16 protein-coding genes are annotated in these 15,468 nt (G+C 60.6%); 14 read left to right on the top strand and 2 right to left on the bottom strand.

What is annotated here, in order from left to right; translation table 11 throughout:
• Positions 1–61 precede the first annotated feature (61 nt).
• From FHT76_RS17460 to FHT76_RS17450, 3 genes are read left to right on the top strand one after another with little or no spacing between them, the layout of a single operon-like run.
• Complete coding sequence (locus FHT76_RS17460; protein ID WP_183861922.1) at positions 62–1,210, top strand: amino acid ABC transporter permease; 1,149 nt, start codon at positions 62–64, stop codon at positions 1,208–1,210.
• 2 nt (positions 1,211–1,212) lie between these two features.
• Complete coding sequence (locus FHT76_RS17455; RefSeq protein WP_259185741.1) at positions 1,213–2,307, top strand: amino acid ABC transporter permease; 1,095 nt, start codon at positions 1,213–1,215, stop codon at positions 2,305–2,307.
• The gene (locus tag FHT76_RS17450; RefSeq protein ID WP_183862038.1) at positions 2,300–2,443 is read left to right on the top strand and encodes a hypothetical protein; all 144 of its coding nucleotides are present in this window, start codon (positions 2,300–2,302) and stop codon (positions 2,441–2,443) included. Before FHT76_RS17455 ends, FHT76_RS17450 begins: the two co-directional genes overlap by 8 nt.
• Before the next feature lie 57 nt (positions 2,444–2,500).
• On the opposite strand, the gene FHT76_RS17445 is transcribed toward FHT76_RS17450, so the two are convergent.
• Complete coding sequence (locus tag FHT76_RS17445; protein WP_183861926.1) at positions 2,501–4,222, bottom strand: hypothetical protein; 1,722 nt, start codon at positions 4,220–4,222, stop codon at positions 2,501–2,503.
• Between the two features lie 147 nt (positions 4,223–4,369).
• A complete protein-coding gene (locus tag FHT76_RS17440; protein WP_183755383.1) occupies positions 4,370–4,516 on the bottom strand; it encodes a hypothetical protein in 147 nt (48 codons plus the stop codon).
• Positions 4,517–5,182: 666 nt separating this feature from the next.
• Between FHT76_RS17440 and FHT76_RS17435 the strand changes: the two genes are divergently transcribed.
• The 11 genes from FHT76_RS17435 (at position 5,183) to FHT76_RS17385 (ending at position 15,468) form a co-directional block, all read left to right on the top strand.
• Positions 5,183–6,508 (top strand): ABC transporter substrate-binding protein, encoded by a 1,326-nt coding sequence (locus tag FHT76_RS17435; RefSeq protein ID WP_114713745.1) that lies wholly within the window; start codon positions 5,183–5,185, stop codon positions 6,506–6,508.
• Between the two features lie 101 nt (positions 6,509–6,609).
• On the top strand, positions 6,610–7,578 hold the full coding sequence (locus tag FHT76_RS17430) for a carbohydrate ABC transporter permease (RefSeq protein WP_183861928.1): 969 nt from the start codon (positions 6,610–6,612) through the stop codon (positions 7,576–7,578).
• Complete coding sequence (locus FHT76_RS17425) at positions 7,575–8,528, top strand: carbohydrate ABC transporter permease (RefSeq protein WP_016555185.1); 954 nt, start codon at positions 7,575–7,577, stop codon at positions 8,526–8,528. Before FHT76_RS17430 ends, FHT76_RS17425 begins: the two co-directional genes overlap by 4 nt.
• Positions 8,525–8,737, top strand: a complete 213-nt coding sequence (locus FHT76_RS17420; protein WP_007814759.1) for a hypothetical protein — start codon at positions 8,525–8,527, stop codon at positions 8,735–8,737. The genes FHT76_RS17425 and FHT76_RS17420 overlap by 4 nt, the downstream gene beginning before the upstream one ends.
• Positions 8,738–8,740: 3 nt before the next feature.
• Positions 8,741–9,838 (top strand): ABC transporter ATP-binding protein, encoded by a 1,098-nt coding sequence (locus FHT76_RS17415; RefSeq protein ID WP_183861930.1) that lies wholly within the window; start codon positions 8,741–8,743, stop codon positions 9,836–9,838.
• On the top strand, positions 9,831–10,835 hold the full coding sequence (locus tag FHT76_RS17410) for an ABC transporter ATP-binding protein (RefSeq protein ID WP_183861932.1): 1,005 nt from the start codon (positions 9,831–9,833) through the stop codon (positions 10,833–10,835). Before FHT76_RS17415 ends, FHT76_RS17410 begins: the two co-directional genes overlap by 8 nt.
• A 46-nt stretch (positions 10,836–10,881) precedes the next feature.
• On the top strand, positions 10,882–12,522 hold the full coding sequence (locus tag FHT76_RS17405) for a dihydroxyacetone kinase subunit DhaK (protein WP_183861934.1): 1,641 nt from the start codon (positions 10,882–10,884) through the stop codon (positions 12,520–12,522).
• A gap of 28 nt (positions 12,523–12,550) precedes the next feature.
• Entirely contained in the window at positions 12,551–13,165 is a 615-nt protein-coding gene (gene dhaL / locus FHT76_RS17400; RefSeq protein ID WP_183861936.1) for a dihydroxyacetone kinase subunit DhaL, read from the top strand.
• Positions 13,162–13,560 carry a dihydroxyacetone kinase phosphoryl donor subunit DhaM gene (gene dhaM, locus FHT76_RS17395; protein ID WP_183861938.1) on the top strand — a complete coding sequence of 133 codons (399 nt, stop codon included), beginning with the start codon at positions 13,162–13,164 and terminating at the stop codon, positions 13,558–13,560. The genes dhaL and dhaM overlap by 4 nt, the downstream gene beginning before the upstream one ends.
• Positions 13,560–13,904, top strand: a complete 345-nt coding sequence (locus tag FHT76_RS17390; protein ID WP_114713753.1) for an HPr family phosphocarrier protein — start codon at positions 13,560–13,562, stop codon at positions 13,902–13,904. Before dhaM ends, FHT76_RS17390 begins: the two co-directional genes overlap by 1 nt.
• Complete coding sequence (locus FHT76_RS17385; protein ID WP_183861940.1) at positions 13,888–15,468, top strand: putative PEP-binding protein; 1,581 nt, start codon at positions 13,888–13,890, stop codon at positions 15,466–15,468. The genes FHT76_RS17390 and FHT76_RS17385 overlap by 17 nt, the downstream gene beginning before the upstream one ends.

The following is a 15,468-nucleotide window of genomic DNA, read 5'->3' as shown; positions in this document are numbered from 1 at the left end:
CATTGCGCCCGCAGCTTGCGGGCGCAACCACCTCGCGCGGTTTCTCATCGGAATGCTCTCAATGGCTTTCATGAACAACGCGCGCTTTCGCGCGCTCTTTTACCAGTGGATGGCAATCGGCGTCGTCGCGCTTGTCGCCTGGTCGATGTTTGCGACCGCAAGCAACAATCTTGCCAGACATGACATCACGACCGGCTTTTCCTATCTGTCGCGCCAGGCCGGTTTCGTCATCAGCGAGGCCGCGATCGCCTACGAGCCGACCGACACCGTTGCTCGCGCCCTCTTCGTTGGCTTTGCGAACACAGTCAAGGTTTCGCTGCTGGCCGGCTTATTTGGCACGATCCTGGGGCTTGCAGTCGGCATCGGTCGCATGTCGCGCAATCCATTGCTCCAGCGGCTGATGCTGTCCTACGTCGAGGCGCTCAGGAACATTCCGCTTCTGCTCTACCTCTTGTTCTGGTACGCGGTGATCATCAATGTGCTGCCGCCTGTTCGAGCAGCCCTGCCGCTCGCGCCGCATGTCTATCTCTCCAACAGCGGCCTGGTCATCCCCTCCATCAGCTTTGAGCGCGGCCTTTCCATTGCTCTCGGAGCAGTCGGGCTCGGCATCGTCTCGGCGCTCCTCATTCGACATATCGCGCTGCGCCGACGGCTTGCTACGGGCACCTCCAACCATGGCCCCCTCATCGCATTGCTCGCTACCATTGCTCCGATTGGCCTCGTCCTGCTGCTGGGGGACGTTAACATGGCCATCGACTTGCCGGAAAAGGGCCGCTTCCGCCTGACGGGAGGATTGCAGGTCAGGCCGGAATTTGTGGCACTCTGGTTCGGGCTTGCACTCAGCGTATCTGCCAACGTCGCCGAGATCGTCCGTGCCGGCGTCCAGGCCGTCCATAAAGGGCAATGGGAAGCATCGATGGCGCTCGGTCTGCCCCGGCGGCGAGCCATGCGCCTTGTCATCCTGCCGCAGGCACTTCGCCTGATCATTCCGCCGCTCACCAACACATATCTTACCGTCTTCAAGAACAGTTCTCTGGCGATCGCCATCGGTTACCCCGACCTCGTGATGGTGTCCAACACCGTCATGAACCAGACCGGACAGGCAATGGAAACCATTGCGATCTTCATGGGCGCCTATCTTGGCCTGTCGATCGCCATTTCGCTCATCATGAACTGGTATAACAAGCACGTTGCCCTGAAGGAGCGCTGACCGTGACGGAACTCCAACTCGTGCTCGGCACAACCACAGGCGACGCGCCTCCCCGACGGCTATCCCGCTGGTGGCAAGATTTCTTCGGGACGCCGGGCAACGTGCTGATCACCATCCTTTGCGGCGCAGCCGTCATCGGTATCGGCTGGCTCGCCACCCGGTGGCTGCTCATCGACGCAACGTTTGCCGGAACGCCTGAGGATTGCAAGGTGGGGAGCGGTGCCTGCTGGCCATTCCTCAGCGCCAAGCTTCGCTACATGGCATTCGGTTTTTATCCGTTCGAGGAACAGTGGCGGCCATTTCTTTCGCTGATTGTCTTCATCGGCGCGGCCGTCGCTTCCATGGTTCCGCAGCTATGGAGCCGTAACCTGCTGCTCGTTTGGGTGTTCGTCATCCTGCCCGTTCTGTATGGACTGATGGCTGGCGGCGTCCTCGGGCTACCCGCGGTTCCAACGACCCAATGGGGCGGCCTGCCGCTTTCCTTCATGCTCGCTTTCGTCGGGCTTTCCCTGGCGTTGCCGCTTGGTATCCTGCTTGCCTTGTCGCGCGCATCCGACCTGCCAGTGATCCGTGTGCTGGCGACCAGCTTCATCGAAATCGTTCGCGGCGTGCCGTTGATCAGCATCCTCTTCATGGCGACAGTCATGCTGCCGCTGTTCATGCCGGATGGTGTGACGGTCGACAAGCTTCTGCGTGCCCAGATCGCCGTTATCATCTTTGCCGCGGCCTATATCGCCGAGATTGTGCGCGGCGGACTGCAGGACGTGCCGAGAGGTCAGCTGGAGGCGAGTGCATCACTCGGCATGGGCTATTGGTTGACGATGCTCACGATCGTGTTGCCGCAGGCAATCAAGAAGGTCATCCCACCGCTCGTCGCGCTCATTATCAGTTTCTTCCAGGACACCACCCTCGTCACCATTGTCGGCCTGCTCGATTTCCTCGACACGGTACGCTCGGCCATGCGCGATCCCGCCTGGCAGGGTATTGCGGTGCTCGAAGGCTATGTCTTTGCTGCCGCCGTCTATTTTATCTTCAGCGCGCTGATGGGGGCTTACAGTCGCTTCCTCGAGCGTTATTTCAGGACGACTCATGATTAATTTCATTCACCTGCCAAGCACCCAAAAACTCCTGAAGTCCTTCGACCTCAAGGTGGAGTTCTTTGAGACACTGGTATCGACAGGCGTGATCGCCGGGCGTGACCATATGCCGTCGGCGGACCGCTTTGTTGGCTGAACGACAAGTTGGTCCGCTTTGGGGCCGTAAGCAAACGCAGCCCGAGTTCGCGTGGTGTTATCTGCCGATCTCCGGTGTGACATGCAGCCGGTGTCGTAGGAAATCTGAATTCCAGACGCCGTGCACAAGGTGCGGCAACGGATTGGTCTGCATCACGCTGAACATATAGCGCCCTTCAACTTTCTTGAAGGCTTCCCGTTCGAACCGCTGATCTATCGTGTTGACGTCCGTGCCGGGCGGGATATCCGCAACGATCGGCGCTAACTGCGGATTGGAATTGGGAATGACCAGACGGGTTGTCGTCTGGGTAACAGTTCCAACCGTTGTCTGGATGACGAGGAATCCCCTGACCTTGTTGTCGCGGGTCAATCCAACGTTCTCATACGTCACCTTGAACGCGTCGTTGTGTGGAATGAACGACACGAGAACGTTGTTCTGGTAAACGAGGTTGTAGACTTGGTTACCATTGGGAATGACCGCGACGTTGTAATCATTGATGTTGGATACCTCGAATGTGACGGCGGGTTTGCCCAATTCAGCCTCGAACGCGATGGCAAATGTGCCGGCAATCGGTGGCGCACCCCAAGGCTTGAGTTTGGTGCCATCGTCCATCTGGTCCCGCCACCAGAAACGTTTGGAGGCATCGCAGAAGACATTAAGCGTATACTTGTGCTGATTGGCGCTGACATCATCCCGCCACCAGATTTGCTCGGCGGGATGAATCTCCGAGTGGCAGCAGTGGCCCTTGTCGTAAATCCAGACACCGTAGATGCAGATATCCTGAGGCCCTCGTGCCAAGATCAAGTCGTTCAATGTCTGCGCCGTTCCGGAGTGGACATCGCCGTCAGGCTGTATTTCCGCTTCGACCAGGGCGGCCTCGGCGACACTCTCGCTATCGTCGCAATTGGGCTTGCCCAACTGGTGAAGACTCAGATTCCACTGGGCGCTCATGATGTCGGTGTACTCGCGTGGATGCCCGTCGGTGATAAGGTACTGGTACTTCTCGTTGGGAATGACGTCTATGTTGACGTCATGGTCTTCGTAGGTACCGTTGATATCGGCGATATGAACGCTATCCACTTTGCCGACCAGCGTCCGCTTGAAATAGACGACGGATCGGTGGTCACGCGGCTGTTTTTGCGGATACCAGAAGTTCAAGTTGTCAGGAATTGCTATATTGTTCGACGCCCGCTCGAAAGCGGCCGAGCCAATCTCTTCGGGGCCTCTGAAGTCGCTGCCGATGATCCCCATCTGGTCGGCAACCGCATGATCCCACATTGCTGCGTCCGAGCCGTTCTGGCCGCCCAGGAACGTGATGATTGTTTGGGCGCCGTCAACTTGCATCACCGTTGCCGCAGTGGAGGGATGTGGCGCATATGGCGGCGACACCACTGCCGTAGAGTTGTCTGGCAGGGCTCCATTCGCTCGTTGGCGCTCCCAGTGACCCGGGATGAACTGGCCGTTTTCCATGCGGCTCCGCGCCCAGACAAAGCCCGGTCGATCGGCGATTGAAAACACGTTCACGTACGAGATCTTGTCATTGAAACCGTACACAGAGAGATCCGGACAATCCTCCAGCAAGTCGATGGAAATGCCATAGCCGCCGCCATCATCGGCATGCTCGAAGAGTTGCGCCCCGAGCCCTGTTGGAATCCTGATGGAAGACACGACGTCGTTGAAATCGTCGGGTGTAAAAAAGCGGTAGCCACCCGGCGCAAGCGCTTTGCTTCGTCCTCCAAAGCCTGCGTCCTCATAAATTGTGACAACATCCGTGGTCATAGGCGTGCCTCCTCGCAAGTAGCTCGTCCATGAACCGCCGCTGCAAGTTGCTTTGACCGCAGTGGTCCGAAAACGAGAGATCGTTCATGGCCGAAATGCCGCGCACTGCTCCGCCGCCGCCAAACGGGACGGGAACCATTGGAGCACTCAAAAGTTGCGGGTTTTGCGATGCGTTATCCAGCGACGCCAGACGATAGCAGCAAGGAGGACCATGATGATCACAAAAAAGAGGAGTTCGGTCGTACCGTCGCCGCCGTCTGGGGAAACCCCGAACCATTGTTCGATGAAATCCATCTTCCTTCTCCCGTTGCTTCAAGGACTTGCGGGACCGTTGACGTGCGAAATAGCGGCCACGCGTGCTGCATCGACGCCACCTTGCGGTGGCGGAAGATATGTCATCTGAAATTTGAGTAGTGCCGAGCGACGAGGCGCGAATTCATGAGCTCTCTCGAGCGCTAGTCGGCTATCGCTTCCCCAACTATATTACCGGAAAACCTCGCAGGGAGCGAGAATAATTTCAACGTATCGAGGCATTGAGCGTGCCGGGTGCGCCAAGTACTACCCCAGGGATACGATATCGGTATCCATTGATCTCTAGACGCGGATGATCTCGATGTGCGCCGGAGGCGCGACCGAAGCGCTTCCATCCTCGCGGCGACGGAAGCGGCGACGATCATGGAGAAGCAGTTCCATGCCCGGGCGCCTCAGCTTTTGGGCGACACGCCGCCAATAGCAAGGCAAGCCCTGATATCGGCAAGGTTTCTGGCCTTTCGGCGTCGTAAACAAGCAGTCCGGCCCTAGGCGTCGCAACAATAAAAACCCGCTTGCTTTGTTTATAAATTTATCTATTACTAAACATATTGCTAAACATGAGAGTTGAGGAGTTCATGTTAGCATTTTCAGAAATGGGTGAACTTGCGCGGTCGGCGGGGAGCCGGCCTTTGGTTCTGGGAGGAACTAATGCAGAAGAAATCGAAAGCCCTTCTCGGGCTGGCCTCGGCGTTCATCATCTCGTCGGCGCTGCCCAATCTCGCCAAAGCCGATCAACTGACACTCTGCTGGGCCGCTTGGGACCCGGCGAATGCGCTGGTCGAACTCTCGAAGGATTTCACCGCCAAGACCGGCACCGAAATGAAGTTCGAGTTCGTGCCCTGGACGAGCTACGCGGACCGCTTCCTCAATGAACTGAACTCCCACGGCAAGCTATGCGACCTGATCATCGGCGACAGCCAGTGGATCGGCGGCTCGGCTGAGAACGGCCACTACGTCAAGCTCAACGACTTCTTCGACAAGGAAGGCATCAAGATGGATGACTTCGTGCCGGCGACCGTCGTGGGCTATTCGGAATGGCCGAAGAACACGCCGAACTACTGGGCACTGCCCGCCATGGGCGACGTCGTCGGCTGGACCTATCGCAAGGATTGGTTCGAGCGGCCAGAACTGCAAAAGGAATTCAAGGAAAAATATGGCCGAGATCTCGCAGCGCCGAAGACCTATGACGAGCTGAAGCAGATCGCCGAGTTCTTCCAGAAGCGCGAGATCGACGGCAAGACCGTTTACGGAGCCTCGATCTATACGGAGCGCGGCTCCGAAGGCATCACGATGGGCGTGACCAACGTCCTCTATGACTGGGGCTTCCAGTACGACAACCCCGACAAGCCCTACGAGATGGAAGGCTTTGTCAACTCACCTGACGCCGTCAAGGGCCTCGAATTCTACAAGGCGCTCTATGACTGCTGCACACCGCCCGGCAGCTCCAACGTCTACATGGTCGAATCCGCCGACGCCTTCAAGTCGGGCCAGGTGGCGATGCAGATGAACTTCGCCTTCACGTGGCCCGGCCTCTACAAGGACGAAAAGGTCGGCGGCGACAAGATCGGCTTCTTCCCCAACCCGGCCGAAAAAAAGCATTTCGCCCAGCTTGGCGGACAGGGCATCTCGGTGGTTTCCTATTCCGACAAGAAGGACGCCGCTCTGCAGTACATCAAGTGGTTCGCGCAGCCTGAGGTGCAGGCCAAATGGTGGCAGCTCGGCGGCTACTCGTGCCTGAAGTCGGTCGTCAACGCCCCGGACTTCGCCTCCAGCCAGCCCTACGCCCAGGCATTCCTGGACTCGATGGCGATCGTCAAGGATTTCTGGGCCGAGCCGAGCTATGCAACCCTACTCCAGGACATGCAGAAACGCGTTCATAACTATGTCGTGGCCGGCAACGGCACCGCCCAGGAGGCGCTTGACGGCCTGGTGAAGGACTGGACCGAAGTCTTCAAGGACGACGGCAAGATCTAGTGTCCGGCAGGACGCACAACATTCTTGCCAGAATGGCGGCCCGGATTGCCAAGACGGCCGGGCCGCCACGTGTCTCACATACGCAAAGACCAGGTGACACCTTGAACATTTCCTCTTCCTCCATGGTCGAGCAGGCAGCGGATGCGACTGCGAGAGCAACACCGGTATCGGTCGCTCGCCGGGTCCGCGGTCTGTCCGACCGGGCGATCGCCTGGGTGTTTATCGCCCCCACCATCATCCTGCTTCTCGCCATCAACATCTTCCCGCTCATCTGGGCAATCTATCTGTCGTTCACGAATTATCGCGCCAATCGCCCAAATGCGCCGGTTCAGAACGTCGGCTTGAACAACTACGAGCGCGTGCTGACCGACCCCGATATCTGGCAGGCGATGCAGACGACAGCCCATTTCGTGTTCTGGACGATCCTGCTGCAGACGATCATCGGCTTTACGCTCGCCTACCTGATCGACCGGAAGTTTCGCGGCCACGCCTTCTGGACGACCCTGATCCTGATCCCGATGATGCTGTCCCCCGCGGTCGTCGGCAACTTCTGGCGTTTCCTGTACGAGCCGCAGATCGGGCTCTTTGCCTATGCTGTTTCTCTGGTCACCGGCATTCCGACCGCTGATATCCAGATGCTCGGCAGCGTCACGCTTGCGCCTTGGGCGATCATCATTGTCGATACCTGGATGTGGACACCCTACGTTATGCTGATCTGCCTGGCGGGCCTGCGCTCCATTCCCGACTATATTTACGAGGCGGCGGAGGTCGACCGCGCCTCCGCATGGCGCCAGTTCTGGTCGATCACCGTACCGATGGCCCTGCCCTTCATCATGCTCGCCGTGCTGTTTCGCGGCATCGAGAACTTCAAGATGTTCGACATGGTCACGCTTTTGACCGGCGGCGGTCCGGGTTCGACCACCGAAGTCGCCTCGATCACCTTGAAGCGCGCGGCCTTCGAGAGCTGGGCAACCGGGCGGGCCTCGGCCTTCGCCATTGTCCTCTTCGTCGCCGTGTTCGGCCTCGCCAACATCTACGTCAAGGCACTTAACAGGGTGAAGCAACGATGAGTTCCGCCACCTCAGCCCATTCGGTCGTCGAACCGAGCTCGACCAGCAAGCGCATCGCCGGCGCCATCGTTATCGTCTACGCCCTGATCACGCTGATCCCGCTCGTCTGGATCTTCCTGACCAGCATCAAATCGCCGCCCGACTCGATCAGCTATCCTCCGAAGATCGTCTTTACGCCGACGCTGGAGGGGTACTGCAACCTTCTGACGACGAGAACGCGCCAGACGCCGGAATACATCGCCTCCCTGCCCGCCCCGACCGGCACCTGCGACGAGGTGACCCGCAAGCGCAACATGGTGATCGCCGGCCCGTCGAACTTCCTGCCGCGTTTTGCCAACTCGCTGGTGATCGCTTTTGGCTCGACCTTCCTGGCCGTCTCGTTGGGGACGCTGGCCGCCTACGGTTTCTCCCGCTTCAGGGTACCGCTCGCCGATGACCTGCTGTTCTTCATCCTGTCGACCCGCATGATGCCGCCGATTGCTGTCGCCATCCCGATCTATCTGATGTACCGCGAGCTCGGGCTTTCCGACACGGCGCTGGGCATGATCCTGCTTTACACTGCGGTCAACGTCTCGCTCGCCGTCTGGCTGCTCAAGGGCTTCATCGACGAGATCCCCCGCGAATATGAGGAAGCCGCGATGATCGACGGCTATACGCGGCTGCAGGCCTTCTGGAAGGTCGTCCTGCCGCAGGCAACGACAGGCATTGCTGCCACCGCGATCTTCTGCCTGATCTTCGCCTGGAATGAGTATGCCTTTGCGGCACTGCTGACCTCCGGCGAGGCCCAAACGGCGCCGCCCTTCATCCCGACCATCATCGGCGAAGGTGGTCAGGACTGGCCAGCGGTCGCGGCGGGAACGACGATCTTCCTCATCCCCATCCTTGTCTTCACTATTCTCCTACGCAAGCAGCTCTTGCGTGGCATCACCTTCGGAGCGGTCCGCAAATGACGCATCTGATAGAAACACCGCGCCCATCCCGCCCGAAGCGCCCCTTCTTCCTGCGTCGCGGCCCGATGGAGAACATCGCAACCGCGCTGATCGCCATCGGCTTCCTGATGCTCTTCCAGCCATTCCTGCTGGTCCTCTACACCTATTCGCTGGTGACACTGCTGGCCGGCACGGCCATGTTCATCATCGTCTCGAAGTTCCCGGAGTGAGCCATGGCCGATATCAGGATCGAAAACCTCCGCAAGCAGTTCGGCAGCTTCGTCGCCGTGCAGGATTCGAGCTTCGTCATCCATGATGGCGAGTTCCTGGCGCTACTCGGACCGTCTGGCTGCGGCAAGACGACGACGCTTCGCATGATCGCCGGCCTCGAACTGCCGACGAGCGGCAAGATCTACCTCGACGGCGAAGACGTCACCTTCAACCGCGCCAGCGCCCGCGACATTGCCTTCGTCTTCCAGCTTTTTGCGCTCTATCCGCATATGAACGTGCGCAAGAACATCGCCTTCCCGCTGCTGTCGCAAGGCATGCCGAAGGCGGAGATCCGTCAGCGTGTCGAGGAAACCGCGCGGCTGCTGCAGATCGATCATATCCTTGACCGATCCGTCTCCGGGCTTGCCGGCGGCGACCGCCAGCGCGTGGCGCTCGGACGAGCAATCGTGCGCCGCCCGAAGTGCTTCCTGATGGATGAGCCGCTCGGGACGCTCGACGCCGAGTTCCGCGAGGTCATGGTCCATGAACTGCGCGAACTCCACAACCGCATCCATGCGACGACGGTCTACGTGACGCATGACCAGCATGAGGCGATGGCGATGGCCGACAAGATCGCCGTGATGAACCACGGCGTCATCGAGCAGTTCGGCACGCCGCAGGAAATCTACAGCAAACCAGCGACCATGTATGTCGCCGATTTCATCGGCTCGCCGCCGATGAATTTCATGCGCTTCACCTCAGGCCTTCAGACGGGCGCACAATCGATCTCGCTGCATGGCGTCAACGTCAGTATTCCCGAGGTGCATCAAGATCTAGCGGAAGCCGAATTGGCGCTCGGCGTCAGGCCGGAGCATATCCGCTTCAGCGACGCCTCTCCGTTGCGTGGCGCCGTCTATGGCAGCGAATATCTCGGGACCAATCAGGTGGTGGCGGTCGAGACCTCGAGCGGCGTCATCAAGGCGCGCGTACCGGCAAACCGTAATTTCCATATCGGCGAGACGGTTGGCCTTGAGTTCAACCCGGCCAAGCTGGCGCTGTTCGATTGCAAGTCGGGCCGCGCCATTGCCTCGGCGCTGTATTCGGAGGAACGTCATGGCTGACGTCGCGCTCAAGGGTCTCAACAAGCGTTTCGGCGACACACAGGCACTCGCTGATCTGGACCTGTCGATCCGTGACGGCGAGTTCGTCGTCCTGCTTGGGCCGACGGGCGCCGGCAAAACGACGACGCTGCGCCTTATTGCAGGCCTGGAGCGCCCCGACAGCGGCCGGATCGAAATCGGCGGTCGCAGCGTTGCCGGCGAGGCACCGGCTGAAAGGGATGTCGCCTTCGTCTTCCAGCAATACTCGCTCTACCCGCACATGACGGTTTACGACAACCTCGCCTTTCCGCTGCGAGCGCCGGTGCGCAAGCTCGGGGCCGAGGAGATCGACCGCCGCGTCCGGGAGATTGCACGGATGGTCAGGATCGACCATAAGCTGGAGAACCGTTCGACACGCCTTTCGGGCGGCGAAATGCAGCGCGTTGCGATCGGCAGGGCGCTGGTGCGGCGGCCCGCCATCTACCTGATGGACGAACCGCTCTCCTCGCTCGATGCGAAGCTGCGGGCGGAACTGCGCCTGGAACTGAAGCGCATCCAGAAGGAGCTCGGCTCGACACTGCTCTATGTGACCCATGACCAGGTCGAGGCGATGACGATGGCAGACCGCATCGGCATCGTCGCGGGAGGCCGACTGCTGCAGGTCGGAACGCCGCGTGAAATCTACGGCAATCCCGCCAGCCTTCATGTCGCTGCCCGTCTCGGCCAGCCGCACATCAACCTGCTGCCCGCCGATCTCCTTCCCGGAGCCAATCCACCACCCGGGACCAGGACGGTCGGGGCGCGAACCGAACATCTTGAAATCATCGTTGACAAGAATGCCAATGCGGAAATCGACTGGATCGAGCACCTGGGAGACCAGAACCACCTGCACATCCGGGTGCGCAACCACAAGCTCGTCACACTTGCCGATCCATATCTTGCAATTCGGCCAGGTGATCGAATCAGCCTGACACTACGCGATCCGCTTTATTTCGACGCCAGCGGCCAGCGGCTGTGACACCGAACGAAACAAAACACTCGCATGAACAGACGGGTCTCTCTCCATGAAACACTTCTTCAATCGCCGGGAAACGATCGTAACCGAAGCCCTCGACGGCGTGCTTCTGACGAGCAGCCCCGGGCGCCTTGCCCGTCTGGACAGCTTCCCTGAGATCAAGGTGATCCTCCGCGCCGGCTGGGACCGGTCGAAGGTCGCGATCATCTCCGGCGGCGGCGCGGGCCATGAGCCTTCGCATGCCGGCTTCGTCGGCAAGGGAATGCTGACGGCCGCGGTATCCGGCGAGATTTTTGCTTCGCCCAGCGTCGATGCGGTGCTGACCGCAATCCGAGCCGTCACCGGCCCCAAGGGTGCATTGCTCATTGTCAAAAACTATACCGGCGACCGCCTGAACTTCGGCCTGGCCGCCGAAAAGGCGCGTGCCGAGGGGTTCGCAGTCGAGATGGTGATCGTTGCCGACGACATTGCCATCCCCGGCATCAACCAGCCCCGCGGCGTTGCCGGCACACTGTTCGTGCACAAGATCGCCGGCTACCACGCCGAATCCGGTGCTGACCTGAAGACGGTCACGGCACAGGCAGCTGCGGCAGCGCGCGACATCGTATCCCTCGGCATGTCACTTTCGACCTGCAGTGTACCAGGCCAAGCACATGAGGATCGGATGGGGGCCGACGAGGGAGAGCTCGGCCTTGGAATCCACGGAGAGCCCGGCGTCGAGCGCATCGCGTTGCAGCCGGTTGCAGATCTCGTGGCAACCATGAGCGAGCGGTTGGCTGCAAGGATTGATGGCGCGGGCGACTATGGGCTGCTGATCAACAACCTCGGCGCGGTACCGCCGCTTGAAATGGGCGTCATTGCCAACGCCGTGTTGTCCTCTTCTCTTGCCCGCCGCGTCCGGCTGATCGTCGGGCCGGCTCCGATGATGACCGCGCTCAACATGAACGGCTTTTCGCTTTCGCTGATCCGTCTGGATGCCACCCGCGAGGCCGCACTGAAGGCTGCGGTCGAACCGCACGCATGGGCACCCGTCGTCGAACGGCACGAGATCACAGTCATTCCTGCACCAGCAAGCACCTCCACCCTCGCCGAGGTCACTTCGGTCAGCGACCATGGCGGGAACCGCCGGCTCCTTGCCGCAGTTTGCGAGCATCTGATTTCCCTCGAACGCGAATTGAACCACCTGGATAGCCGCGTCGGCGATGGCGACACCGGCTCCACCATGGCAACGGGTGCGCGCAGCATCCTTTCCCGGATCGACGCGCTACCGCTGAATGACCCCGCCGCCACTATGGCCGCAATCGGCGAGGTTCTCGGTACGAGCATGGGTGGCTCGAGCGGCGTACTGCTCTCGATCTTCTTTACCGCCGCATCGAAAGCCATGGCGGAAAAGGCGGATCTTGCGGCTGCCCTGCTTGCCGGACTTGATCGGATGACGTTCTATGGGGGTGCCGCAGTCGGCGACCGCACGATGGTCGATGCGCTGGCGCCGGCGCTCGCGGCCTTGAGATCGGGTGGCGTAGCGGCTGCGGCAAGCGCGGCGGCGGCAGGCGCCGAGTCGACAAAAGCGATGCGGAAAGCAAGGGCCGGACGCGCGTCTTATATCGGAGAAAAGGATCTGGAGGGAGTGCCGGATCCGGGAGCCGTCGCGGTGGCAGGTGTATTCGAGGTCGCGGCACGGCTGACATGAGCTGGTGCTGCGGTTGGGAGGCTATCAGGTGCAGGCAGAACCGGTTCTTCTCGCGGGATTGATTGAGGCTTGCCGGGCCGCGATCACGGCAAATAGCGATCACCTCTGCGCACTCGATCGCGCGATCGGTGACGGCGATCATGGGACCAATATGCAGCGCGGCTGCGAGGCGGTCAGCGCCGAGGAAGCGACGGTCTCAGGCCTTCCCTTGCCCGAGGCGCTGGAACGGATCGGCCTAACCCTGGTGATGAGCATCGGCGGCGCCGCCGGCCCACTTTACGGGACACTACTGATTGAGATGGGGCGCGAGCTTCGCAAATCGGGCCGGGAACAGGATTTTTCGCTTGCCCTCAAGCAGGCCATCGATGCCGTGGCCCGCCGTGGGCGCTCGAACGCTGGCGACAAGACGCTGCTCGACGTCCTGTATCCGGTGCAGGATGCACTCGCACAACATTCCCCCCTGACGGATATCGTGCGCCGTGCAGAGCTTTCCGCCCGACTGACCGGCGCCATGAAGGCCATGCGCGGCCGCGCGGCCTACCTTGGAGACCGTTCGATCGGACATGTCGATCCCGGCGCTTCGAGTTGCGCCCTTCTGACAACCGCCATCTGTCGCTACCTTGAGGAGCACCGCCCGGAATGAATGCGAAGACCCCAAACGTCGGGATCGTGATCGTCTCCCACTCGCCGCTGGTCGCGAAAGGCACCGCCGAGATGGTGCGGCAGATGGTGGGTGACAGCGTGCCGCTTGCCTGGTCGGGCGGCAACAGTCGAGGCGAGCTTGGCACCGATGCCGGGGGAATTCTCAAGGCAATTGACGAGGCATGGTCGGAAGCTGGCGTCGCCGTCTTCGTCGACCTTGGGGGGGCCGAAACCAACAGCGAAATGGCGATCGAGATGCTCGGTTCTCCCCGCTCCCAAAAGGTTTCGATCTGCAACGCCCCTGTTGTCGAAGGAGCCGTTATTGCCGCTGCCGAGGCCTCCGGTGGGGCGTCGTTGGCCAAGGTGGTCGCGACGGCAGAGGAGCTATCACCCTGATGAACGGCGGTTTTCGTATTGGGGCCCACGAGGCCGGGCAGATCCATGCCAGTTGCCAGACCGAAGTCGAGGTGAAGCATGGCGTTGGACTGCATGCTCGACCGTCAGTGACGTTCACGCGGCTGGCAAAGTCGTTTCCGTGCTCGATCGAAGTCGCGGTCAACGGCAACGACGTCTGGTTGAACGGCAAGAGCATCATCAAGATCATGGGCGCCAAGATCCGCAAGGGTTCGGTGCTCAAGATCCGTGCAAACGGCATTCTCGCGGAAGAAGCCATCCGGGCATTGAAGGACCTCATCGAGCGCAATTTCGACGAGGAAAAGAAGCATGGCCGAACCGCTTAGACTGAAAGCCACCAGCGCCTCGCCAGGTAGTGCGAGCGGCCCGGCCTTCGTAGCCGAACCGGTCGAACCCGCCGCGTCAATCCCGTCAAGCTTATCCGGCCAGGTCGAGCTCGCAAGTGCGATCGAGAAAGCTATTCTCGAACTGCAGGAACTGGCCACCGGGACGGACCCGGAGGGCGGCGATATCGTCGAGTTTCAGATTGAGGTACTTCGCGATCCGACGCTGACCGAGGCGACTGGCGCGCGCATCGAGGCTGGCGAAAACGCGGCATTCGCCTGGGTCGGAACACTCGATGGATACATCCGGGAACTGGAGTGCTCGGAAGAAGCCCAATTGCGGGCGCGCGCCGTTGACATCCTCGATATCAAGAACCGCGTCTTGTCGGTGCTCACGGGAACGACTGTCGACGACTTTCCATCCGGATCGATCTATGTTGGAAAGGATATGGAACCCAGCCGTTTCCTAGCCCACGACTGGTCGGCCGGCGGTGGTATCGCTCTTTACGCAGGCAGCGCGGTCGGTCATGTCGCCCTGCTTGCCAGATCCCGGTCGATACCGATGGTGATCGGCGCCGGCCGCTTCGTAACAGCAGGGGGGCAACATATCGGAGTTGATGGTGACACTGGTATTGTCATTCTTCAGGCAGCCAAGTCGAACGCGACCTCGGCGGGACACGGCGATCCGTCAAAAAGCACTGCTCTGCCACTCGACAACGGAATTGTGTACACGTCGGACGGAACGCAAGTACTCCTGTCCGTCAATGTCAACGCTCCGACAGAAGTGGACGCGGTTCCCGCCGAGGTGACCGCGGGCATAGGGTTGATGCGGTCTGAATTCGCGGTGATGTCGCTCGGTGATGCAGCAAACGAAGAAAAGCAGCTTGCAATCTACCGACGCCTCCTGGAATGGGCAGATGGACGTCCTGTAACAATCCGCATGTTGGATGTCGGGGGCGACAAGCCGCTTCCGGGCATTACCGAGACCTGCTCGCTGCGCGGTATCCGTCTGCTTCTTGCCCGGCCGCAGATTGCGCGGGTTCAGGCGCGTGCGCTCCTTCGAGCAGCAGTCTTTGGCAACCTGCGTATCATGTTGCCAATGGTGACATTCCCTTCCGAAGTTGATGACATGCGGCAAATCTGTCGCGAAGAAGCCGGCGAACTTCGCCGCCGCGGCGTGCCGCACCGCACTCCGCCGATCGGCATGATGGTGGAGGTACCGGCAGCCGCGCTCATGCTCGACGACTTTGATGGCGCTGACTTCTTTTCGTTCGGCACGAACGACCTGACGCAATACCTCGTGGCCTCCGCACGTGACGAGGTCGGCTTCAGCCTGGAGCGAGAGCGAGTCGTACCGGCCGTGCTGCGCCTGCTGACCCAGGCGGTGAAGCTCGCCGGCGGCCGACCGGTCAGCATTTGCGGTGACATGGCCGGCGACCCGCTGCGCACGCCCGGTCTCCTCGCGGCAGGCATACGCCATTTTTCGGTGGCGCCAGCTCGACTTGGCGCGATAAGATCGGCACTCGTCGGCCTGAACGCCGATGGGACAAAAGCAGCCGGGGACTAG

The sequence above is a fragment of the Rhizobium sp. BK176 genome, assembly GCF_024808055.1.
The sequence above is the reverse complement of the archived record's forward strand: the minus strand, read 5'-3'. Positions and strand labels throughout refer to the sequence as shown.

Coding starts and splice junctions, on each gene's coding strand:
- FHT76_RS17435 (WP_114713745.1), top strand. CDS start 5,183: ATGCAGAAGAAATCGAAAGCCCTTCTCGGGCTGGCCTCGGCGTTCATC.
- FHT76_RS17415 (WP_183861930.1), top strand. CDS start 8,741: ATGGCCGATATCAGGATCGAAAACCTCCGCAAGCAGTTCGGCAGCTTC.
- FHT76_RS17460 (WP_183861922.1), top strand. CDS start 62: ATGGCTTTCATGAACAACGCGCGCTTTCGCGCGCTCTTTTACCAGTGG.
- FHT76_RS17405 (WP_183861934.1), top strand. CDS start 10,882: ATGAAACACTTCTTCAATCGCCGGGAAACGATCGTAACCGAAGCCCTC.
- FHT76_RS17440 (WP_183755383.1), bottom strand. CDS start 4,516: ATGGATTTCATCGAACAATGGTTCGGGGTTTCCCCAGACGGCGGCGAC.
- FHT76_RS17420 (WP_007814759.1), top strand. CDS start 8,525: ATGACGCATCTGATAGAAACACCGCGCCCATCCCGCCCGAAGCGCCCC.
- FHT76_RS17445 (WP_183861926.1), bottom strand. CDS start 4,222: ATGACCACGGATGTTGTCACAATTTATGAGGACGCAGGCTTTGGAGGA.
- FHT76_RS17450 (WP_183862038.1), top strand. CDS start 2,300: ATGATTAATTTCATTCACCTGCCAAGCACCCAAAAACTCCTGAAGTCC.
- FHT76_RS17410 (WP_183861932.1), top strand. CDS start 9,831: ATGGCTGACGTCGCGCTCAAGGGTCTCAACAAGCGTTTCGGCGACACA.
- dhaM (WP_183861938.1), top strand. CDS start 13,162: ATGAATGCGAAGACCCCAAACGTCGGGATCGTGATCGTCTCCCACTCG.
- FHT76_RS17425 (WP_016555185.1), top strand. CDS start 7,575: ATGAGTTCCGCCACCTCAGCCCATTCGGTCGTCGAACCGAGCTCGACC.
- FHT76_RS17390 (WP_114713753.1), top strand. CDS start 13,560: ATGAACGGCGGTTTTCGTATTGGGGCCCACGAGGCCGGGCAGATCCAT.
- FHT76_RS17385 (WP_183861940.1), top strand. CDS start 13,888: ATGGCCGAACCGCTTAGACTGAAAGCCACCAGCGCCTCGCCAGGTAGT.